This window comes from Herbaspirillum sp. FG34 (assembly GCF_057809315.1).
Genome location: NZ_JBMDJS010000007.1, coordinates 50,748 through 68,722 on the forward strand (window position 1 = coordinate 50,748; position 17,975 = coordinate 68,722).

The 17,975-nt window shown below is 63.5% G+C and carries 14 protein-coding genes; 7 read left to right on the top strand and 7 right to left on the bottom strand.

The genetic code is table 11. The features are described from left to right. Positions 1–29 precede the first annotated feature (29 nt). Entirely contained in the window at positions 30–866 is an 837-nt protein-coding gene (gene lgt / locus ACODSZ_RS10915; protein ID WP_008326215.1) for a prolipoprotein diacylglyceryl transferase, read from the top strand. Between the two features lie 99 nt (positions 867–965). Then, positions 966–1,535, top strand: a complete 570-nt coding sequence (locus tag ACODSZ_RS10920; RefSeq protein WP_488927574.1) for a YdcF family protein — start codon at positions 966–968, stop codon at positions 1,533–1,535. 96 nt (positions 1,536–1,631) lie between these two features. Here ACODSZ_RS10920 and ACODSZ_RS10925 read toward each other — a convergent pair whose 3' ends face one another. Together ACODSZ_RS10925 and edd are read right to left on the bottom strand one after the other, a co-directional pair. Beyond that, a complete protein-coding gene (locus ACODSZ_RS10925; RefSeq protein ID WP_488927575.1) occupies positions 1,632–2,261 on the bottom strand; it encodes a bifunctional 4-hydroxy-2-oxoglutarate aldolase/2-dehydro-3-deoxy-phosphogluconate aldolase in 630 nt (209 codons plus the stop codon). Continuing rightward, positions 2,258–4,129, bottom strand: coding sequence for a phosphogluconate dehydratase (edd, locus tag ACODSZ_RS10930; protein ID WP_008326212.1), 1,872 nt, complete (start codon positions 4,127–4,129; stop codon positions 2,258–2,260). Before edd ends, ACODSZ_RS10925 begins: the two co-directional genes overlap by 4 nt. Positions 4,130–4,450: 321 nt before the next feature. On the opposite strand from edd, the gene pgi reads away from it, so the two are divergent. The 4 genes from pgi (at position 4,451) to tal (ending at position 9,581) form a co-directional block, all read left to right on the top strand. After that, positions 4,451–6,130, top strand: a complete 1,680-nt coding sequence (pgi, locus tag ACODSZ_RS10935; protein WP_488927576.1) for a glucose-6-phosphate isomerase — start codon at positions 4,451–4,453, stop codon at positions 6,128–6,130. Between the two features lie 51 nt (positions 6,131–6,181). Then, positions 6,182–7,648, top strand: a complete 1,467-nt coding sequence (gene zwf / locus ACODSZ_RS10940) for a glucose-6-phosphate dehydrogenase (protein ID WP_008326210.1) — start codon at positions 6,182–6,184, stop codon at positions 7,646–7,648. Between the two features lie 38 nt (positions 7,649–7,686). Continuing rightward, entirely contained in the window at positions 7,687–8,541 is an 855-nt protein-coding gene (locus ACODSZ_RS10945) for an SIS domain-containing protein (protein WP_034310514.1), read from the top strand. 104 nt (positions 8,542–8,645) lie between these two features. Further along, positions 8,646–9,581, top strand: coding sequence for a transaldolase (gene tal / locus ACODSZ_RS10950; RefSeq protein ID WP_008326209.1), 936 nt, complete (start codon positions 8,646–8,648; stop codon positions 9,579–9,581). Between the two features lie 62 nt (positions 9,582–9,643). Here the strand turns inward: tal and ACODSZ_RS10955 are convergent, their stop codons facing one another. From ACODSZ_RS10955 to ACODSZ_RS10975, 5 genes are all read right to left on the bottom strand, one after another. Then, complete coding sequence (locus ACODSZ_RS10955) at positions 9,644–11,218, bottom strand: methyl-accepting chemotaxis protein (RefSeq protein WP_175342808.1); 1,575 nt, start codon at positions 11,216–11,218, stop codon at positions 9,644–9,646. Between the two features lie 228 nt (positions 11,219–11,446). After that, positions 11,447–12,484: an L-idonate 5-dehydrogenase gene (locus ACODSZ_RS10960; RefSeq protein ID WP_008326207.1), complete on the bottom strand. Its 1,038-nt coding sequence runs from the start codon at positions 12,482–12,484 to the stop codon at positions 11,447–11,449. Between the two features lie 27 nt (positions 12,485–12,511). After that, positions 12,512–13,306 (bottom strand): SDR family NAD(P)-dependent oxidoreductase, encoded by a 795-nt coding sequence (locus tag ACODSZ_RS10965; protein WP_008326205.1) that lies wholly within the window; start codon positions 13,304–13,306, stop codon positions 12,512–12,514. 71 nt (positions 13,307–13,377) lie between these two features. Further along, positions 13,378–14,931 (bottom strand): gluconokinase, encoded by a 1,554-nt coding sequence (gntK, locus tag ACODSZ_RS10970; RefSeq protein ID WP_299530912.1) that lies wholly within the window; start codon positions 14,929–14,931, stop codon positions 13,378–13,380. Positions 14,932–14,991: 60 nt separating this feature from the next. After that, positions 14,992–16,344 (bottom strand): GntP family permease, encoded by a 1,353-nt coding sequence (locus ACODSZ_RS10975; protein WP_488927577.1) that lies wholly within the window; start codon positions 16,342–16,344, stop codon positions 14,992–14,994. A 445-nt stretch (positions 16,345–16,789) separates the two neighbouring features. Here ACODSZ_RS10975 and gntR point away from each other — a divergent pair, with 445 nt between their 5' ends. Then, positions 16,790–17,848 (top strand): HTH-type transcriptional regulator GntR, encoded by a 1,059-nt coding sequence (gntR, locus tag ACODSZ_RS10980; RefSeq protein ID WP_008326199.1) that lies wholly within the window; start codon positions 16,790–16,792, stop codon positions 17,846–17,848. The last annotated feature ends 127 nt before the right edge of the window (positions 17,849–17,975 follow it).

A 17,975-nucleotide genomic window follows, 5' to 3' on the forward strand; every position in this document is an offset into this window, starting at 1 on the left:
TTCCGCCCAACAACAGAAAGATCAAACTCATGCTCGTCCACCCCATGCCCGACCCGATCGCCATCCACATCGGGCCGCTGGCCGTCCACTGGTACGGCCTCATGTATTTGCTGGCCTTCGCTCAATTCATCGCCGTGGGCCGCCTGCGCATCAAGCAACCGCACATCGCCGCCGTCGGCTGGAAGAAGGAGGACCTGGACGACATGCTCTTCTATGGCGTGCTCGGGGTGGTAGTGGGCGGGCGGCTGGGGGAGATCCTGTTCTACAACCCGGCGTATTACTTTGCCCATCCGGCTGACATGATCGCGGTGTGGAAGGGCGGCATGTCCTTCCACGGCGGCTTCCTCGGGGTACTGCTGGCGATGTACCTGTGGGGACGCAAGCGCGGGCGCAACCTGATGGACATCATGGACTTCATCGCGCCGCTGGTGCCGCTGGGCTACGCGGCCGGCCGCCTGGGCAACTTCATCAATGCCGAACTGCCGGGCCGTCCGGCCGATCCCTCGCTGCCCTGGGCGATGATCTGGCCCAACGTGGACAACATCCCGCGCCATCCTTCGCCGATCTACCAGATGCTGGTCGATGGCATCCTGCTGTTCATCATCCTGTGGATCTTCGCGCGCCATGCCCGTCCACGCATGGCGGTGGCGGCCATGTTCTCGCTGCTGTATGGCTGCGCGCGCTTCTTCACCGAGTATTTCCGGGTGCCGGATTATGAGGTGCATTTCGGTGGCATCACCATCTCGGCGGGGCAGATGCTGTCGGTGCCGATGATCGTGCTGGGGATCATTCTGCTGGTCCTGGCTTACAGGCTCAAGCAGCAAGCGCAGCCGCCTTTGGTGCCGGCAGCGGTCGCCAAGGAATGAAAAGTAAAAGCAGGTAAAGAAAAAGGGCGGGCAGCGAATCAATCGCGCCCGCCCTTTTTCCTGGTTCATCACCATGCAGCCACGATCCTGAACAATCCAATGAGACGACTCATCATCATCACGACAAGCGTGCTCCTGATCGGCCTGAGCACCCTGCTGGGCATCGTACTGACCGGTCTGCTCGATGACATCCAGAAGAGCGACGTCGGCATCGTACTCGGCTCCAAGATCATGCCCGACGGCACACCTTCTGACCGCCTGCGCGCAAGGCTGGACAAGACTGCCGAACTGTATCGGCAAGGCATATTCCCGCGCATCATTGTCAGCGGAGGCACAGGCAAGGAAGGCTTCAGCGAGGCGCAAGTCATGGCCGCCTACCTGAGCGAAATACAATCTGTTCCCCGCTCGGCCATCCTTCTGGATGAGCAAGGCAACACCACCAGGGCAACGGCTGTCAATAGCGCAGCCATCATGCAGGCCCATGGTTTCCGAAGCGCCCTGGTCGTCACACAGTTCTTCCACATTCCGCGCAGTCGTTACGCGCTACACCGTGTCGGCATCGACACCGTTCATTCAGCACATGCCAACTACTTTGAAGCCCGAGATGCCTATTCCCTCGCTCGCGAAATGATCGCACTACCAGCCTACTGGCTGGGCAGCAGGAGATGACCAAAACAAAAAGCCCCGGCTGCAAACCGAGGCTTTTTGATTCGATCAGGCGGCCTGAGAAACCCGCGACCGCCTTCTCTCAAGGCTGTGGAAAACTCAAGCCTTCTTCAACGCAGCCGCCGCCTTGGCAATCTCGGTGATCTTGTCCCAGTCACCGGCCTCGATGGCCGCCTTCGGGGTCAGCCACGAACCGCCCACGCAGACCACGTTCTTGCAGGCCAGGAACTGCGGTGCGGTCTCTTGCGTGATACCGCCCGTGGGACAGAAAGACACGTCCGACAAGGGACCGGCCATACCGTTGAGCATGCCCACGCCACCGGCCGGCACGGCCGGGAACAACTTCAACTGACGGAAGCCCGCTTCGCGCGCCGCCATCACTTCAGAAGGCGTCATCACGCCCGGCAGCAGCGGCAGGCCGCTGCGCTTGGCCGCTTCGATCAGCGCCGGGGTCAGGCCGGGCGAGACACCAAAGACCGCGCCCGCATCGCGCGAGGCCGTGAACTCTTCGGGCGAAGTCAACGTACCGACACCGACGATGGCGTCCGGCACCGACTCGGCAATGGCGCGAATGGCCGGCAGGCCGTGTTCGGTGCGCAGGGTGATTTCCAGCACGCGGATGCCGCCCGCGACCAGGGCGCGCGCCAGCGGCACGGCGTGTTCGAACTTGTCGATGGCGATCACCGGGATGACCGGCGAGGCGCGCATGATTTCCAGTGTGGTCTTCATACCGTGACTTTCTCTTTCTCAAAAATCGGCGGCAGGCCGAAGGTGGCGCCGCCCTCTTCTGCGGTTCCCACCGCGTTGCGGAACAGACTGAACAATTCGCGGCCCATGCCGTGCTGATTTCCCGACAGGTCGCTGCTGTCCTGGCCACGTGCTTCCCACTCGGCCGCATCCACCTTGGCTTGCAGGGTACCCGCATCGGCATCCAGACGGATGAGGTCACCGGTACGCACACGGCCCAGCGGGCCACCGCCCAGCACTTCAGGGGTGACGTGGATCGCCGCCGGTACTTTACCCGATGCGCCCGACATGCGGCCATCAGTGACCAGCGCCACGTGACGCCCCTTGTCCTGCAGGATGCCCAGTGCCGGCGTCAGCGAATGCAACTCGGGCATGCCGTTGGCGCGCGGTCCCTGGAAGGTGATGACGGCCACGAAATCACGGTCCAGCTCGCCCGCCTTGAAGGCGGCCATGAAGGCTTCCTGCGAGTGGAACACCACGGCCGGCGCTTCCACCACACGATGCTCGGGCTTGACTGCCGAAATCTTGATGACCGCACGGCCGAGGTTGCCCTGCAGCAGCTTGAGTCCACCATCCGCAGCAAACGGCTTGGCCACCGTGCCCAGCACTCCTTCGTCGCCACTCTTGGCCGGTGCATCATGCCAGGTGACGATGCCGGGACGGCCATTCTCACCCTCGGCCGCCAGCATCGGTTCCTTGCAATGCTGACGCAGCCCCTGGCCGAGGATGGTGGTGACGTCGTCGTGCATCAGCCCGGCGTCGATCAGTTCACGCAGTACGAAGCCGGTGCCACCGGCCGCATGGAAGTGGTTCACGTCGGCAGTGCCATTGGGATAGATCTTGGTGATCAGCGGCACCACTGCAGAAAGCTTGTCGAAGTCATCCCAGTCGATCACGATGCCGGCCGCCTTGGCGATGGCCACCAGGTGCAGGGTGTGGTTGGTGGAGCCGCCCGTGGCATGCAGCGCGACGATGGCGTTGACGATGGCCTTCTCGTCGATCATGCGGCCCACCGGCGTGTATTGCGAACCAAGATCGGTGATCTTGGCGGCCTGCTTGGCGGCCGCCGCAGTGAGCGCATCGCGCAGTGGCGTATTCGGCGTAATGAAAGCGGCGCCCGGCAGGTGCAGGCCCATGGCCTCCATCAACATCTGGTTGCTGTTGGCGGTGCCGTAGAAGGTGCAGGTACCGGCACCGTGGTAGGACTTGGATTCTGCTTCCAGCAACTCGGCGCGGCCAATCTTGCCGGCCGTGTAGAGCTGGCGGATCTTGACCTTGTCGCTGTTGCTCATGCCGCTGGTCATCGGACCGGCAGGCACGAACACGGCAGGGAGATGGCCGAAGTGCAACGCACCGATCAGCAGGCCCGGCACGATCTTGTCGCACACGCCAAGATACAACGCGGCATCAAACATGTTGTGCGACAGCGCGATGGCAGTGGCCATGGCAATGGCGTCGCGCGAGAACAGCGACAGTTCCATGCCGCTCTGGCCCTGGGTCACACCATCGCACATGGCCGGAGTGCCGCCGGCGAACTGCGCCACGGCACCGGCTTCACGGGCGGCATCTTTCAGAATCTGGGGGAAACGCTCGAAGGGCTGGTGCGCCGACAGCATGTCGTTGTAGGCCGAAACGATGGCCAGCGACGGTGCCTTGTCTTCCTTGAGCTTGAGCTTGTCATTGGCAGGGAAGGCGGCGAAGCCGTGCGCCAGGTTGGTACAGGCCAGCGCGCCGCGCTGTGCGCCCTTGCGGCGAGCCGCTTCCAGGCGTTCGAGATAAGCGGTCCGGTAAGGACGGCTACGTTCGGCGATGCGTTGGGTGACGCTGGCTAAGGTAGCGTGGAGAGGCATTGTCGGTTTCCTGTTAGCGTTAACACTGTAATTTTACTACACAATTTTGGCCGAATGAAATCATACACTTAGAGCACCGCGACAGGCCAGTGCTGCCCGTCTTTTCATTGGTCACCATCATTGCGCTTCAAAACCCGTATCACTTCGGACTTTGACGTTCATCCCGCCGATGCCGTGCAGCAACGTAACGGGGCTGTCATAAACTGTAGTGAAACTACCACTTTGACGGCATTTGATGTATAGTCGTCTGCGTTGTCCCGAGAACATGACCGGCACGGCCTCGCTGCTACCCGATCACGACCGCCAACCGACCTCCAACTCATGCACACCACCGCCCTGACCGACACGGCCGCCTTCAAGGCGTTGCAAGCACATCACGCCACGGCAGTTCAATGGCATCTGCGCGACCTGTTCGCGCGCCAGCCCGACCGTTTCGAACGCATGCACGTGCGTGCTGCCGGGCTGCTGCTGGATTACTCCAAGAACCGCCTCAACGCCGACACGCTCGGCCTGCTGATGAGCCTGGCCCGTGAGCGCGGCGTGGAAGCGCTGCGCGAAGCCATGTTTGGCGGCGCGAAGATCAACTTTACCGAACAACGCGCCGTCCTGCACACGGCCTTGCGCGCACCGGCCGATGACCGCACCGCCCAAGTGGACGGACAGCCGGTGGCGCCGGAGGTTCACACCGTTCTGCAGCACATGCGCGACTTCTCCGAGCGGGTGCGCAGCGGCGCCTGGCGCGGCTATACCGGACGCGAGATCACCGACATCGTCAACATCGGCATCGGCGGCTCCTTCCTCGGTCCGCAGATGGTCTGCACGGCCCTGCGCGAGTATCGCCATGCGCGCCTGACGGCGCACTTCGTGTCCAACGTCGATGGCCATGATCTGGATGAGGTGCTCTCGCGCATCGATCCCGAGACCACGCTCTTCATCGTCGCCTCCAAGACCTTCACCACCCAGGAAACCATGCTCAACGCCAAGTCGGCGCGCGCGTGGTTCTTGCAGCATGGCAAGCCCGAAGATCTGGCCAGGCACTTCGTGGCCGTCTCCACCAATGCCGGGGAAGTCTCGGCCTTCGGCATCGATACCGCGAACATGTTCCCCTTCTGGGACTGGGTCGGTGGCCGTTACTCGGTGTGGTCGGCCATCGGTCTGCCGATCGCGCTGCTGATCGGCTACGACCACTTCGCGCAGTTCCTGGCCGGTGCCCACGCCATGGACCGCCATTTCCGCGAAGCCCCGCTGGAATCGAACATGCCGGTGATCCAGGCTTTGGTCGGGATCTGGAACCGCAACTTCCTCGACAGCGCCTCGCTCACCATCGCCCCGTATCACCAATGGCTGCGCTTCTTCCCGGCCTACCTGCAACAGCTGGACATGGAGAGCAACGGCAAGCGCATCACCCGTGACGGTACACCCGTCTCGGTAGAGACCTGTCCGGCCATCTGGGGCGATGTGGGGACCAATGGCCAGCACGCCTATTTCCAGCTGCTGCACCAGGGCACGGACATCACGCCCATCGATTTCATCGCCGTACTCAAGCCTTCGCACGCCATTGCCGAGCATCAGGAAGCCCTGCTGGCGAACTGCTTCGCGCAGTCCGAAGCCTTCATGCGCGGCAAGGATGCCGACGAAGTGCGCGCCGACCTGCAGGCGCAGGGCTTGCCGGAAGCGGAACTCGCGGCGCTGATCCCGCACAAAACCTTTGACGGCAACCGTCCCAGCAACACCCTGCTGCTGCCCGAACTGAGCCCGCATGCGCTGGGCGCGATGATTGCGCTGTACGAACACAAGACCTTCGTGCAGGGCGCGATCTGGGGCATCAACAGTTTCGACCAGTGGGGCGTGGAACTGGGCAAGGTCCTGGCCAAAACCATCCTGGCCGAACTGAAGTCCGACACCGCACCGGATGCCGCGCAGCACGACGCCTCCACCAGCGCCCTGATCGCCCTGGCGCGCCAGGCCCGCGACACCAGCCGCGCTGCGCAGCAAGGCTAGCAACCACGTAGCGCCGATCCGCTACTTCACGCACAAGAGACAACACACACCATGGCTACTTCTGATTTCGATCTGGTTTTATTCGGCGGCACCGGCGACCTGTCGATGCGCAAGCTGCTGCCGGCACTCTACGCCCGCGATCGCGCCCGCGACCTGCCGGCAGATGCGCGCATCATCTGCCTGGGCCGCGACGACAAATCGCGCGAGGATTTCCTCAAGCTGGTGGAAAAGGATTCCAAACCCCACGTACCGGCCGCCAACATGGACGCCACCGTCTGGGAACGTTTCACCGGTCGCCTCCAATACGCCTCGGTCAACGCCAGGGAAGCCGACAGCTTCAGCCACCTGAAAGAGGCCCTGCGCGAGGTCGACGGCCTGGCCCGCGTGTTCTACCTGGCCACGCCGCCCAGCCTGTTCGCCTCCATCTGCGAGAATCTCTCCAAGGCCGGCCTGGTCACGCCAACCTCGCGCGTGGTGCTGGAAAAGCCGCTGGGCCGCGACCTGGAAAGCGCCCGCAACATCAATGCGCAGGTGGGCCGCTTCTTCCAGGAATCGCAGATCTTCCGTATCGACCACTACCTCGGCAAGGAGGCGGTGCAGAACCTGCTGGCGCTGCGCTTCGGCAACGTGCTGTTCGAGCCGCTGTGGCGCCGCGAATGGATTTCCGATGTGCAGATCACCATCGCCGAAGAGCTGGGCGTGGGTGGCCGCTTCGATTACTACGACACCTCCGGCGCCCTGCGCGACATGCTGCAGAACCACCTGCTGCAACTGCTGTGTATCGTGGCCATGGAGCCGCCCGTCTCCAATTCGGCCGATGCCGTGCGTGACGAAAAACTGAAGGTGCTGCGCTCGCTCAAGCGCTTTACCCCGACCACGCTGGCCATGAACGTGGTGCGCGGCCAGTACCGCGCCGGTCACGTCGATGGCGTGGCCGTCCCCGGCTATCGCAAGGAAGCCGATGCCAATCCCGATTCCCGCACCGAGACCTATGTGGCCGTGAAGGCCGAGATCGATACCTGGCGCTGGGCCGGCGTGCCCTTCTACCTGCGCACCGGCAAGCGCATGGCCGATTCGCTGGCCGAGATCGTGGTGCGCTTCAAGAGCGTGCCGCATTCCATCTTCGCCCACCAGAACGACACGCCCAACTGCCTGGTGATCCGCCTGCAGCCCGACGAGGGCCTGCACATGAACCTGATGGCCAAGCAGCCCGGCGACGGCATGCGTCTGCGCCCGGTGGAACTGGAGCTGGACTTCCGCGAGAAATTCAAGACCCCGCGCATGGATGCCTACGAGCGCCTGCTGCTGGATGTGCTGCGCGGCCATCTGACCCTGTTCATGCGCAGCGACGAACTGGAAGCCGCCTGGGAGTGGGTGGAACCGATCCTGAACTACTGGGACCAGCAGGAAGCCGACCCCGTGCCCTACAACGCCGGCACCTGGGGACCGGCGGCGGCCAGCGCCCTCATCGGTCGCGATGGCCTGCAGTGGCGCGAAGAAGCGCTGCCCGAGGTCTGAGGCCCGGCCCCTAGCGTCATCAGGTCCACGTCATGTCCATGCTGCTCGACTCCATTCGCACCCACATCAACTCCCTCTCCAAGTCGGAGAAGAAAGTGGCCGCGACCATCCTCGCCAATCCGCAGCTGGCATTGGCTGAGAACCTGACGGCGCTGGCCAAGAATGCGGAAGTGTCGGAACCGACCGTGATCCGCTTCTGCCGCGCCATCGGTTACGAGGGCTGGCATGATTTCAAGCTCAAGCTGGCGCAGAGTCTGGCGCTGGCCCTGCCGGGCGCGGATGAGACGCTGGCCCAGGATGACCTGGCGGCCGATCTGGTCAACAAGATCTGCAGCCGCTCCATCAATACCCTGCTGGATCTGCGCAACCATTTGAATCCGGACGCCATCCAGCTGGCTCTGGACGTGCTGGCGCGCGCCAACAAGATCGAGTTCTACGGCCAGGGCACCTCCGGTATCGTGGCCAACGATGCCCAGCACAAGTTCTTCCGCTCGGGTGTACCGACGGTGGCCTACTCTGACCCGCACATCCACAGCATCGCTGCCTCGTTGTTGAAAGCCGGTGACTGCGTGGTGGCGATCTCGCAGCGCGGCGGCAATGCCGCCCTGCTGCGCTCGATTCAATTGGCGCGCAAGGGCGGTGCCGACATCATCGTGCTGGGTCCGTCCGGCACTCCCCTGGCCGAACTGGCCACGGTACTGGTGCCCATCGACCTGTCCTTCAACATCGATCCCTATACGCCCATCTCGGCGCGCCTGGCGCACCTGGTGGTGATCGACATCCTCGCCGTGGGCCTGGCCCTGCGACGCGGACCGGAATTCCGCAAGAAGATGCAGAACGCCCAGAAGTCCCTGCAGAAATTCGACATGCAGTTCGACTCCTTCTTCCGTTGAGAGGACTGCGACGGATCAAGGATCACTCATTGACCGACAGACAGCGCAGCGCCAATGCGTACAATGCCTTGTCCCCTTCATTCTCTTTAGCAACAGGACTTTCCATGAGCCAGCTTGACCAGTTGAAGCAGTACACCACCATCGTGGCCGATACCGGCGACTTCCAGGCGATGAAAGCCTTCGCCCCGCAAGATGCCACCACCAATCCCTCGCTGATCCTCAAAGCCGTGCAGAAGGCCGAGTACAAGCCGCTGCTGGAGTCGGTCGTCAAGGCCCATGCCGGCAAGAGCACCGATGAGATCATCGACCGCCTGCTGATCGCCTTCGGCCTGGAAATCCTGAAGCTCATCCCGGGGCGCGTCTCCACCGAGACCGATGCGCGCCTGTCCTTCGATACCGCGGGAACGGTGGCCAAGGGCCGCGAGCTGATCCGCCTGTATGAGGAGGCCGGCATCGCCCGCGAGCGCGTGTTGATCAAGATCGCTTCCACCTGGGAAGGCATCCGTGCCGCCGAGATCCTGGAGAAGGATGGCATCCGCTGCAACCTGACCCTGCTGTTCTCGCTGCCGCAAGCCATTGCCTGCGCCGAAGCGCGTGTCCAGCTGATCTCGCCCTTCGTCGGCCGCATCTATGACTGGTACAAGAAGTCCACCGGGCAGGAGTACACCGGCAGCGATGATCCGGGTGTGCAGTCGGTCAAGTCCGTCTACAACTACTACCGCAAGTTCGGCTACGCCACCGAAGTGATGGGCGCGAGCTTCCGCAACACCTCGCAGATCGTGGAACTGGCCGGTTGCGACCTGCTCACCATCAGCCCCGACCTGCTGCAAAAGCTGGCCGACACCGATGGTCCGGTCGAGCGCAAGCTGAGCCAGGAAGCGGCCGATGCCGCCCAGATCGAGCGCATCTCGCTGGACGAAAAAGCCTTCCGCCTGGCCTTGAACGGCGATGCGATGGCTACCGAAAAACTGGCCGAAGGCATCCGCCAGTTCGCTGCCGATGCGGTGAAGCTGGAGCAGATCGTCGACGCATTGCGTTGAGCAAGCCGATACAGGCAGTCGCCTCAGGAGGGCCGACCCGACGGCCCCGATCAAGCGGATGATCAAACCATGGTCGCCGCTTCCCGGGTCAGGCTGGCCGGCCTGCCACGCGCCGGCTGGCACCGGAAGAAACTCACGGTCGTCTGCAACTGCACCGCGCGGCGGTTCAGTTCTTCCGAGGTCACCGCCAGTTCTTCCGAACTGAGCGAATTCTGCTGAATCACTTGCGCCAGCTGGCTGGCCGCCTGACTGATCTGGCTCACGCCCGCCGACTGATTCTCGGAGGATTGCACGATGTCCTGCACCAGCGCCGAGGTGCGGGCAATAGTGGGCACCATGTCGTTGAGCTGGCGCTCGGCGGCGCAGGCGAGCGTCACGTTGCTGCGGGCGAGCTCGTCGATCTCCTGCGCAGCCCACTGGCTGCGCTCGGCCAGCCGACGCACTTCGGCAGCCACCACCGCAAAACCGGAGCCGTGCTCGCCGGCATGTGCCGCTTCAATGGTCGCGTTCAGGGCCAGCAGGTTGGTCTGGTAGGCGATGTCGTCGATGACCGCAATCTTGCCGGCGATCTGCTGGATCGCGTCCACCATCTGCTTGACGGTATCGGCACAGGCCCGCGCCTCGACCGCGGCGGCAGAGGCGATCTGGTCGGTCAGCCGCGCATTCTGCGCGGTACTGAGGATGGATTTGTGGATCAGCTCCAGTGCCGTGCTGGTCTGCTCAACCCCGGAAGCCTGCTCGGTGGAGGCGCGTGACAGGGATTGCGCGGTAGCGCTGACCTCCTCGGCAGTACTGACCAGACCTTCGGCATTGCCGCGCACCTCGCTCACCACCAGGCAGAGACGATCCATCATCTTCTGGATGGCGTGCATCATGCTGTCCCGGTAACGCGTCTTGACCTTGACCTTCTGGACCAGGTCGCCATCGGCGAGCCGCTGCATCACCGTCACCACATCTCCCGGCTCGCCGCCCATCTGCCGCAACAGAGTCCGTCCGAGCAGCCAGCCGGCACCGAGCAGTATCAGCAGCACCCCGCCAGCCAGCAGGGTGACCGTCTCCAGCGCATCGCTGATGATCGCGCGCGCACTGAGCGCACCGGCCTCGCCCAGCGCAACGTTGTAGGAACGGTGGCGCCCGAAAGTCACCTGCACGGCATCGATGGCGGCCCGGAATTCAAGCATGGCCTGAGGCAGCTTGTTCTCGCTGCGGTCTTCATCGGCCACCTTCAGCAAGCGCCGCGCCACCTCATCGAAGGCGACGATGCGGGACTGATCATCGGCCAGCATGGCCGCATCGGTCTCGTCGGTGATATAGGCATCCGCATAGTTCTTGAGATAACGGTTCAGGCGCGCGTGCTGCGCCTCCACTTCCTTGAGGAGCCGGGCGCGGTCGAGCGGCTCGAGATCCACCAGATACTGATAGAGGCGTCCCTGGATGGCATTGAAGGCAGCCTGTGCATCGTCAAGCGTGGTGACGCTGGGCACGGTGTTGCGCTGCGCATAATTGGCGGCGTTGTAGACATTCTCGATCTGACGCAAGCTGACAGCCGCCGTGGCGACCAGCCCCAGCAAAGCCAGCAGGATCAGCACCGACAGGCGCTGACCCACGGTCAGCGTGCGAAATCCTGGCCTGGACATGATTTCCTCCCCCCAGAGGTGTGGCGATGGCGATATGCCAGAGCGCGCTCCCTCCGAGCTGCGCCCTGCCGTTTTGGCAACGAACTTATAGCGCACGGCCTGGCTTGTCAATCAAGGCCGGTATCCACCATGCAGGAGGCGGAAAAGAAAAATGCCACCGCGCAACACTGCGCGATGGCATTCTCCCTCCATCTGACGGCGCCCCCGCGCGCAAGCCGCCGTGCAGGTTCAGTCAAAACTGATCTGCACCTTCATCATGCGCGAACGATCCCCGGCAATCTCGAAGGCCTCCACCGCCTGGGCGATGGGATAAGTCGCCGTGATCAGGGGCTTCACGTCCACCAGCTTGCGATTCATCAGTTCCACGGCCATGGCGAACTCTTCATGGAAGCGGAAGGCACCGCGCCAGTCCAGCTCCTTGCCCACCAGCAGATTGGCCGGGAACTGGATATCGCCACCCAGGCCGACCTGCACGATGATGGCTTGCGGACGCAGCGCTTCGAGCGCGCCCACCAGCGCGCGTTCATTGCCGCTGGCTTCGAAGAGCACATCGAAGCTTCCCTTGTCGGCGGCATAGCCCTTGAGGGCATCGGGCGTCTCGGCCATGTTGATGGCTCGGTCCGCACCCACTTGCAGGGCCGCTTGCAGCGGCATGCTGGCCACGTCGGTGACCACCACTTCCAGCGCACCGGCGCGGCGCGCTGCCACCACCACCAATGCACCGATCGGACCGCAACCGGTCACCAGCACCCGCTTGCCCACCAGCGGACCGGCGCGGCGCACTGCATGTAGCGCCACCGACAGCGGTTCGGCCATGGCGGCCTCGCCATCGCTGACATGATCGGCCACGATGTGGGCCTGCGAACGTTCGATGATGATTTCCTGGCGGAACGCACCCTGCACGTGGGGCGTGCGCATGGCGCTGCCATAGAAGCGCATGTCCAGGCAGTGGTTCTGCTTGCCTTCCTGGCAGTACTTGCACACGCCACACGGACGGCTGGGCGAGATGGCGATGCGGGTGCCCGGTGCAATGTCGGTGATGGCCGAACCGACTTCGGCGATCTGGCCCGAGACTTCATGGCCCAGTACCATCGGTTCCTTGATGCGCACCACGCCAAAACCGCCGTGGTGATAGTAGTGCAGGTCCGAGCCGCAGATGCCGCCGGCCTTGACCTTGACCTTCAGCTGTTGCGGCTGCAGGGTGCCGGTCTCCAGGGCCTGGATGCGCAGGTCGTGCGGCGCGTGAATGACGAGTCCTTCTTGCATGGTCTTCTCCGAAATGAGCCAAATGATTTACAAGGTAGCCGTCACGCCACCATCCACATACAGGATGTGACCATTGACGAAGCGCGAGGCGTCGCTGGCCAGGAACACGGCCGCACCCACCAGGTCTTCCACATCGCCCCAGCGGCGCGAGGGCGTGCGCCCCACCAGCCAGTCAGTGAACTTGGCATCGTTGACCAGAGCCATGTTCATCTCGGTCTTGAAATAGCCGGGACCCAGGCCATTGACCTGGATGCCGTACTTGCCCCAGTCGATGGCCATGCCCTTGGTGAACATCTTCACCGCGCCCTTGGTGGCGGTGTAGGGGGCGATGCCGGGACGGCCCAGCTCGCTCTGCACCGAGCAGATGTTGATGATCTTGCCCGCGCCACGCGGGATCATGTGGCGCGCCACGGCTTGCGCGGCATAGAAGACGCTGTTGAGATTGGTGTTGATGAGGTCGTGCCAGTCCGATTCCTTGAACTCTTCCAGCGGATTGCGGCGCTGGATGCCGGCATTGTTGACCAGGATGCCGATGGCGCCGATTTCGCTTTCGATCTTCTGCACCGCGGCCTTCACGTCCTCGGCAGAGGTCGCATCGAAACTGGCTTCATGGATGGTATGGCCCTCGGCACGCAATTGCGCCGCGACGGTCGCCAGCTTGCCGGCATCACGTCCGTTGAGCACGATGGCCGCGCCCGCTTCAGCCATGCCGCGTGCCAGCGCCAGGCCAATGCCACCGGAGGAACCGGTGATGAGGGCCAGCTTGCCCTCCAGGGAAAAGCCCTGCAAACCTGCGGGCAAGGGGGTGGTCTTGATGGTCATGAGGTGTCTTTCTTCTTGTCGGAAATTTCGTTGTCAAACCCTGCCCTGCCCGTGATGGCGCAAAACAGGACTCAGTGCTGCTTTCCGGTCTCGCGCTGGAAGGCGGCGATGGCGTGATACTCCGCCTCCAGCTTGGCCGGAATGGCTGCAAAGATGGGTTGCAGGCGGCCATAGACCGCCACCGCATCTGCCTCGGGGACGTGCTGATTGGTCGAACCGACCATGCCCGAGATGACCGACAGCGACGGCACCAGGCCCAGCGCCCAGGCACCCAGCACGGCTGCACCGAGGCAAGACGATTCCACACTCTCCGGCACCACCACCTCGCGGTTGAAGATGTCGGCCATCATCTGGCGCCACAGGGCCGACCGGGCGAAGCCGCCGGTGGCCATCATGCGTTTGGTCGGCCCGACCAGTTCTTCCAGCGCGGGAAGGATGCTGTAGAGATTGAAGATCACCCCTTCCAGCGCCGCGCGGATCATGTGGTGCTTGCCATGATGCAGGGCCAGACCGAAGAAGGAGCCGCGCAGGTCGGCATTCCACAGCGGCGCGCGCTCCCCGGCCATGAAGGGATGGAACAGCAGGCCCTCGGCACCGGGCCGCACCTGCTCGGCGATGCGGGTCAGGGCTTCATAGGGATCGACGCCCTCTTCGCGCGCCGCTGCCGCTTCGGCCGTGGCCAGCTCGTCGCGCACCCAGCGGAAGATGTTGCCGCCATTGTTGACGGGGCCACCGACCACCCAGTGATTTTCAGTCAGGGCATAGCAGAACAGGCGACCATGCGGATCGGTCAGCGGTTGGTCGATCACCGTGCGCATGGCACCGGAAGTGCCGATGGTCACGGCGACATGGCCGACCTCGATGGCGTTGACGCCCAGGTTGGAGAGCACCCCGTCATTGGCGCCGATGATGAAGGGCGTATCGACCGACAGGCCCAGGCGCCGAGCCATCTCCGGCGACAACGCCGGCAGGCGGTGCGTGGTCGGCACCGGCTTGGGCAACTGCTCGGGCCGCACACCCAGCAGGTCCAGCGCGCCCTTGTCCCAGGCCAGTTCCCGCAGATTGAACATGCCGGTGGCCGAGGCGATGGAATGGTCCACCACCCACTCACCGAAGAGCTGGTACAGCAGGTATTCCTTGATGCCGACGAAGCGCGCCGCCTTGTGGAAAATCTCCGGCTTTTCATGGCGCAGCCACATCAGCTTGCACAGCGGTGACATCGGGTGAATCGGTGTGCCGGTACGGCGATAGATGGCATTGCCGTCATGCTCGTGCTTGATACGTTCGGCCCAGACCGAGGCGCGGATATCGCCCCAGGTGATGCTGTTGGAGAGCAGGCGATCCTCCGCATCCAGCGCAATGACGCTGTGCATGGCCGCACTGAAGCACAGCAGCGCGATGTCTCCGGGTGCCACCCCGGCGGCCTTGACGGCCCCGGCGATGGAGGCCAGCGCAGCGGCCACGATCTGGTCCGGGTCCTGTTCCGCCATGCCCGGTTCGGTACAGAGGACCGGATATTGCTCTGCATGCTGGGCCACCACCTTGCCATCAAGCGTGAAGACCACGGTCTTGGTGCTGGTGGTGCCGATATCGACGCCGAGCATGGTAGGTGCGGAAGAGGACATGTGAATTTTCCTTATGGGACAAAGCAAGACGCCCGGACCAGCCGGGCGTTGCGTGTGGTCTTAGACGACCAGGTTGAGCAACATGATGAAGATGATAGCAACAACCGAGATCAGGGTTTCCATCACCGTCCAGGTCTTGAAGGTCTCACCGACGCTCATGTTGAAGTATTCCTTGACCAGCCAGAAGCCGGCATCGTTGACGTGCGACAGGATCAGCGATCCGGCACCGGTGGCCAGTACCAGCAGTTCCTTGTTGGTGCCGGGGATCAGCGCCACCAGCGGGGCCACGATCCCCGCGCCGGTGATGGTGGCGACCGTGGCCGAACCGGTGGCCACGCGGATCACGCCCGCCACGAACCAGGCCAGCAACAGCGGCGAAATCTGTGCATGCACGGCCAGCTGACCGATGGCGGTGCCCACGCCGGAACTGACCAGCATCTGCTTGAAGCCGCCACCGGCGCCGATGATGAGCACGATGGCCGCGGTGGGGGCCAAGCTCTGGTCGACGAATTTCAGCACTTGCTGGCGGCTGAAGCCACGGGCGATGCCAAAGGTCCAGATGGCCAGCAGCAGCGCGGCCAGCAGCGCCACGATGGGGTTGCCGATGAAGTCCATCAGGTCGCGCACGGCGTGGCCTTCCGGCAGGCTGATGTCGACGAAGGTCTTGAGCAGCATCAGGAACACTGGCAGCAGTACCGTCACCAGGGTGGTGGTGAAACCCGGCAGGTTGGTGGTCTGCGGCTCACGCGCCAGTTGCTCCATCAGTTCCTCGGAGGGCTTGATGATGACGTAGCGAGAGATGAAGGCACCGAACAAGGGACCGGCGATGATGACGGTCGGCAGGCCCACCAGCAGACCGTAGAAAATGGTCTTGCCGATATCGGCACCAAAGATGCCGATGGCCAGCAGCGGCCCCGGATGCGGCGGCACCAGGCCGTGCATGACCGACAGGCTGGCCAGCATGGGCATGCCGATCTTGAACAGCGGCACCCCCGAGCGGCGCGCCACAATGAACACCAGCGGGATCAGCAGCACGAAGCCGATCTCGAAGAACAGCGGAATGCCGACCAGGAAGGCACCTATCATCATGGCCCAGTGCACCCGTTCGCGGCCGAAGGCGCGCACCAGCGTCTGGGAAATCTGATCAGCCCCGCCGGACTCGGCCATGAGCTTGCCCAGCATGGTCCCCAGGCCCAGCACGATGCCCACGAAACCCAGCACGCCGCCGAAGCCGTCCTGGAAGGACTTGACGATCTGGGGCAGTGGCATGCCCGAGATCAGGCCAAGGAAGCCCGAGGTGATCGTCAGGGCGATGAAGGGGTGAATGCGCAGGCGCGTGATCATGAGGATCAGCGCGAGGATCGCAATGACTGCATTGAACAGCAAGGTGGCGTCGTGGCTCATGCCCAGCATGGGATCTCCGATTGCCGATAGCCGATGGCGTACCGAACCGGACATGAGCGCAGCGGCGCGGCCCACCTGCCTGCATGGGGCAAACGTCTCCTGCGGCCTGTCCTGATGGAAGGCACGGCATCTGCACTATCTGCGTAGTGTTTTATTGCGGAACCCGCCGGGGTGCGACGAGCTCCGTTCCTGAGTGTGGTATGTCTCAGCCAGCCGCCGCCGTGTGCCCGGAGGTTCGGATGTTAGCGTTAACATGGGGCGCGATGATAACGCTAACATTTTGAGCGGGTCAAACATTTGTTGTGTTGCGGTGCGGCAGAAGCGCGGGCACAGCAGATGAGGCGGTGATATAAATTGTTTTGCAGAAATACATGAAAGGACTTCCAGGCCGCCAAGAGCGCAGCGCAAGCAGGTATCATGTCGCCACCCTGAACGACCGTCCTCCCCTGCCTCCATGACCCAGCGCGCAGCACCCAAGTCCAAGCCCAAGTCCCCATCGGCCGTGCGTGGCAGCCGTGCCACCGGGCGCGTCACCATCATTGACGTGGCGGCCGAGGCCGGGGTGAGTCCGATGACGGTCTCGCGTGCGCTGAAAAATCCCGGTCTGGTGCAGGAACAGTCACGCCAGCGCATCCTGGAGGCCATCGCCCGGCTCGGCTACGTGCCCAACCAGGCTGCCTCCACCCTGGCTTCGGCGCGCTCGCAGGTGATCGCGGTACTGGTGCCCTCGCTCACCAATGCGGTCTTCATCGAGACCCTCTCGGGCATCCGCGATTATCTGGCCCACGCCGGTTACCAGTTCCTCATCGGCGAGACCGGCTATGCGCGGGCCAAGGAGGAGCAGCTCATCGCCACCTACCTGGCGCATGCGCCGGCCGGCTTCCTGCTCTCCAGCAGCCAACAGCATGAGATCCTCCAGGCGCGTCCCGCCAGCCGCGACATTCCTGCGGTGCGCATGTTCGACCTGGGCCGCAGCCAGCAGGATTTCTCGGTCGGCTTCTCCCAGACCCGCGCCGGTCATGCGGTGGCCAGACACCTGGTGGAACGCGGCTACCGCCGTCCGGCCTTCCTGGCGGCGCAGTTGGATCCGCGCATGATGAAGCGCCGCGAAGGCTTCCGCAAAGGCTTGCTGGAAGCCGGGATCACGCCCGAGATTGAAGTCCTGCTGCCCGAGCCCACCACCGTGGACATGGGCGCGCAACTGCTGCGCCGGGTGCTGGAACAGCATCCGCACTGCGATTCGGTGTTCTGCTGCAATGATGACCTGGCCCTGGGCGCCCTCTTCGAATGCCAGCGCCAGGGCATCAGCGTGCCGCGCGAGATGGCCATTGCGGGCTTCAATGACCTCTCCTGGGCGGCCTGTGCCACGCCCTCCATCACCACCGTGGTCACGCCGCGTTACGACATCGGCTACAAGTCCGCCGAAATGCTGGTGCGCCAGTTGAAGGGCGAAGACATCCCCAAGGGCCGGCTGGACCTGGGTTTCGAGCTGGCCGTGCGCGAGAGTACCTGAAGCGCGACAGTAGCCGACCCGAGCCGAATCCCCCGCATCGGTGGACGAATCGGCGCCAATCATCCATCCATTGTCGTGTCGTGGCTCTGGACAGAAAACCGCCATTCTCTACAATCTGACAATGTCG

Bases quoted from the DNA above. Each gene is read 5' to 3' on its own strand.
- lgt (WP_008326215.1), top strand. From the start codon at position 30: ATGCTCGTCCACCCCATGCCCGACCCGATCGCCATCCACATCGGGCCG.
- ACODSZ_RS10920 (WP_488927574.1), top strand. From the start codon at position 966: ATGAGACGACTCATCATCATCACGACAAGCGTGCTCCTGATCGGCCTG.
- ACODSZ_RS10925 (WP_488927575.1), bottom strand. From the start codon at position 2,261: ATGAAGACCACACTGGAAATCATGCGCGCCTCGCCGGTCATCCCGGTG.
- edd (WP_008326212.1), bottom strand. From the start codon at position 4,129: ATGCCTCTCCACGCTACCTTAGCCAGCGTCACCCAACGCATCGCCGAA.
- pgi (WP_488927576.1), top strand. From the start codon at position 4,451: ATGCACACCACCGCCCTGACCGACACGGCCGCCTTCAAGGCGTTGCAA.
- zwf (WP_008326210.1), top strand. From the start codon at position 6,182: ATGGCTACTTCTGATTTCGATCTGGTTTTATTCGGCGGCACCGGCGAC.
- ACODSZ_RS10945 (WP_034310514.1), top strand. From the start codon at position 7,687: ATGCTGCTCGACTCCATTCGCACCCACATCAACTCCCTCTCCAAGTCG.
- tal (WP_008326209.1), top strand. From the start codon at position 8,646: ATGAGCCAGCTTGACCAGTTGAAGCAGTACACCACCATCGTGGCCGAT.
- ACODSZ_RS10955 (WP_175342808.1), bottom strand. From the start codon at position 11,218: ATGTCCAGGCCAGGATTTCGCACGCTGACCGTGGGTCAGCGCCTGTCG.
- ACODSZ_RS10960 (WP_008326207.1), bottom strand. From the start codon at position 12,484: ATGCAAGAAGGACTCGTCATTCACGCGCCGCACGACCTGCGCATCCAG.
- ACODSZ_RS10965 (WP_008326205.1), bottom strand. From the start codon at position 13,306: ATGACCATCAAGACCACCCCCTTGCCCGCAGGTTTGCAGGGCTTTTCC.
- gntK (WP_299530912.1), bottom strand. From the start codon at position 14,931: ATGTCCTCTTCCGCACCTACCATGCTCGGCGTCGATATCGGCACCACC.
- ACODSZ_RS10975 (WP_488927577.1), bottom strand. From the start codon at position 16,344: ATGCTGGGCATGAGCCACGACGCCACCTTGCTGTTCAATGCAGTCATT.
- gntR (WP_008326199.1), top strand. From the start codon at position 16,790: ATGACCCAGCGCGCAGCACCCAAGTCCAAGCCCAAGTCCCCATCGGCC.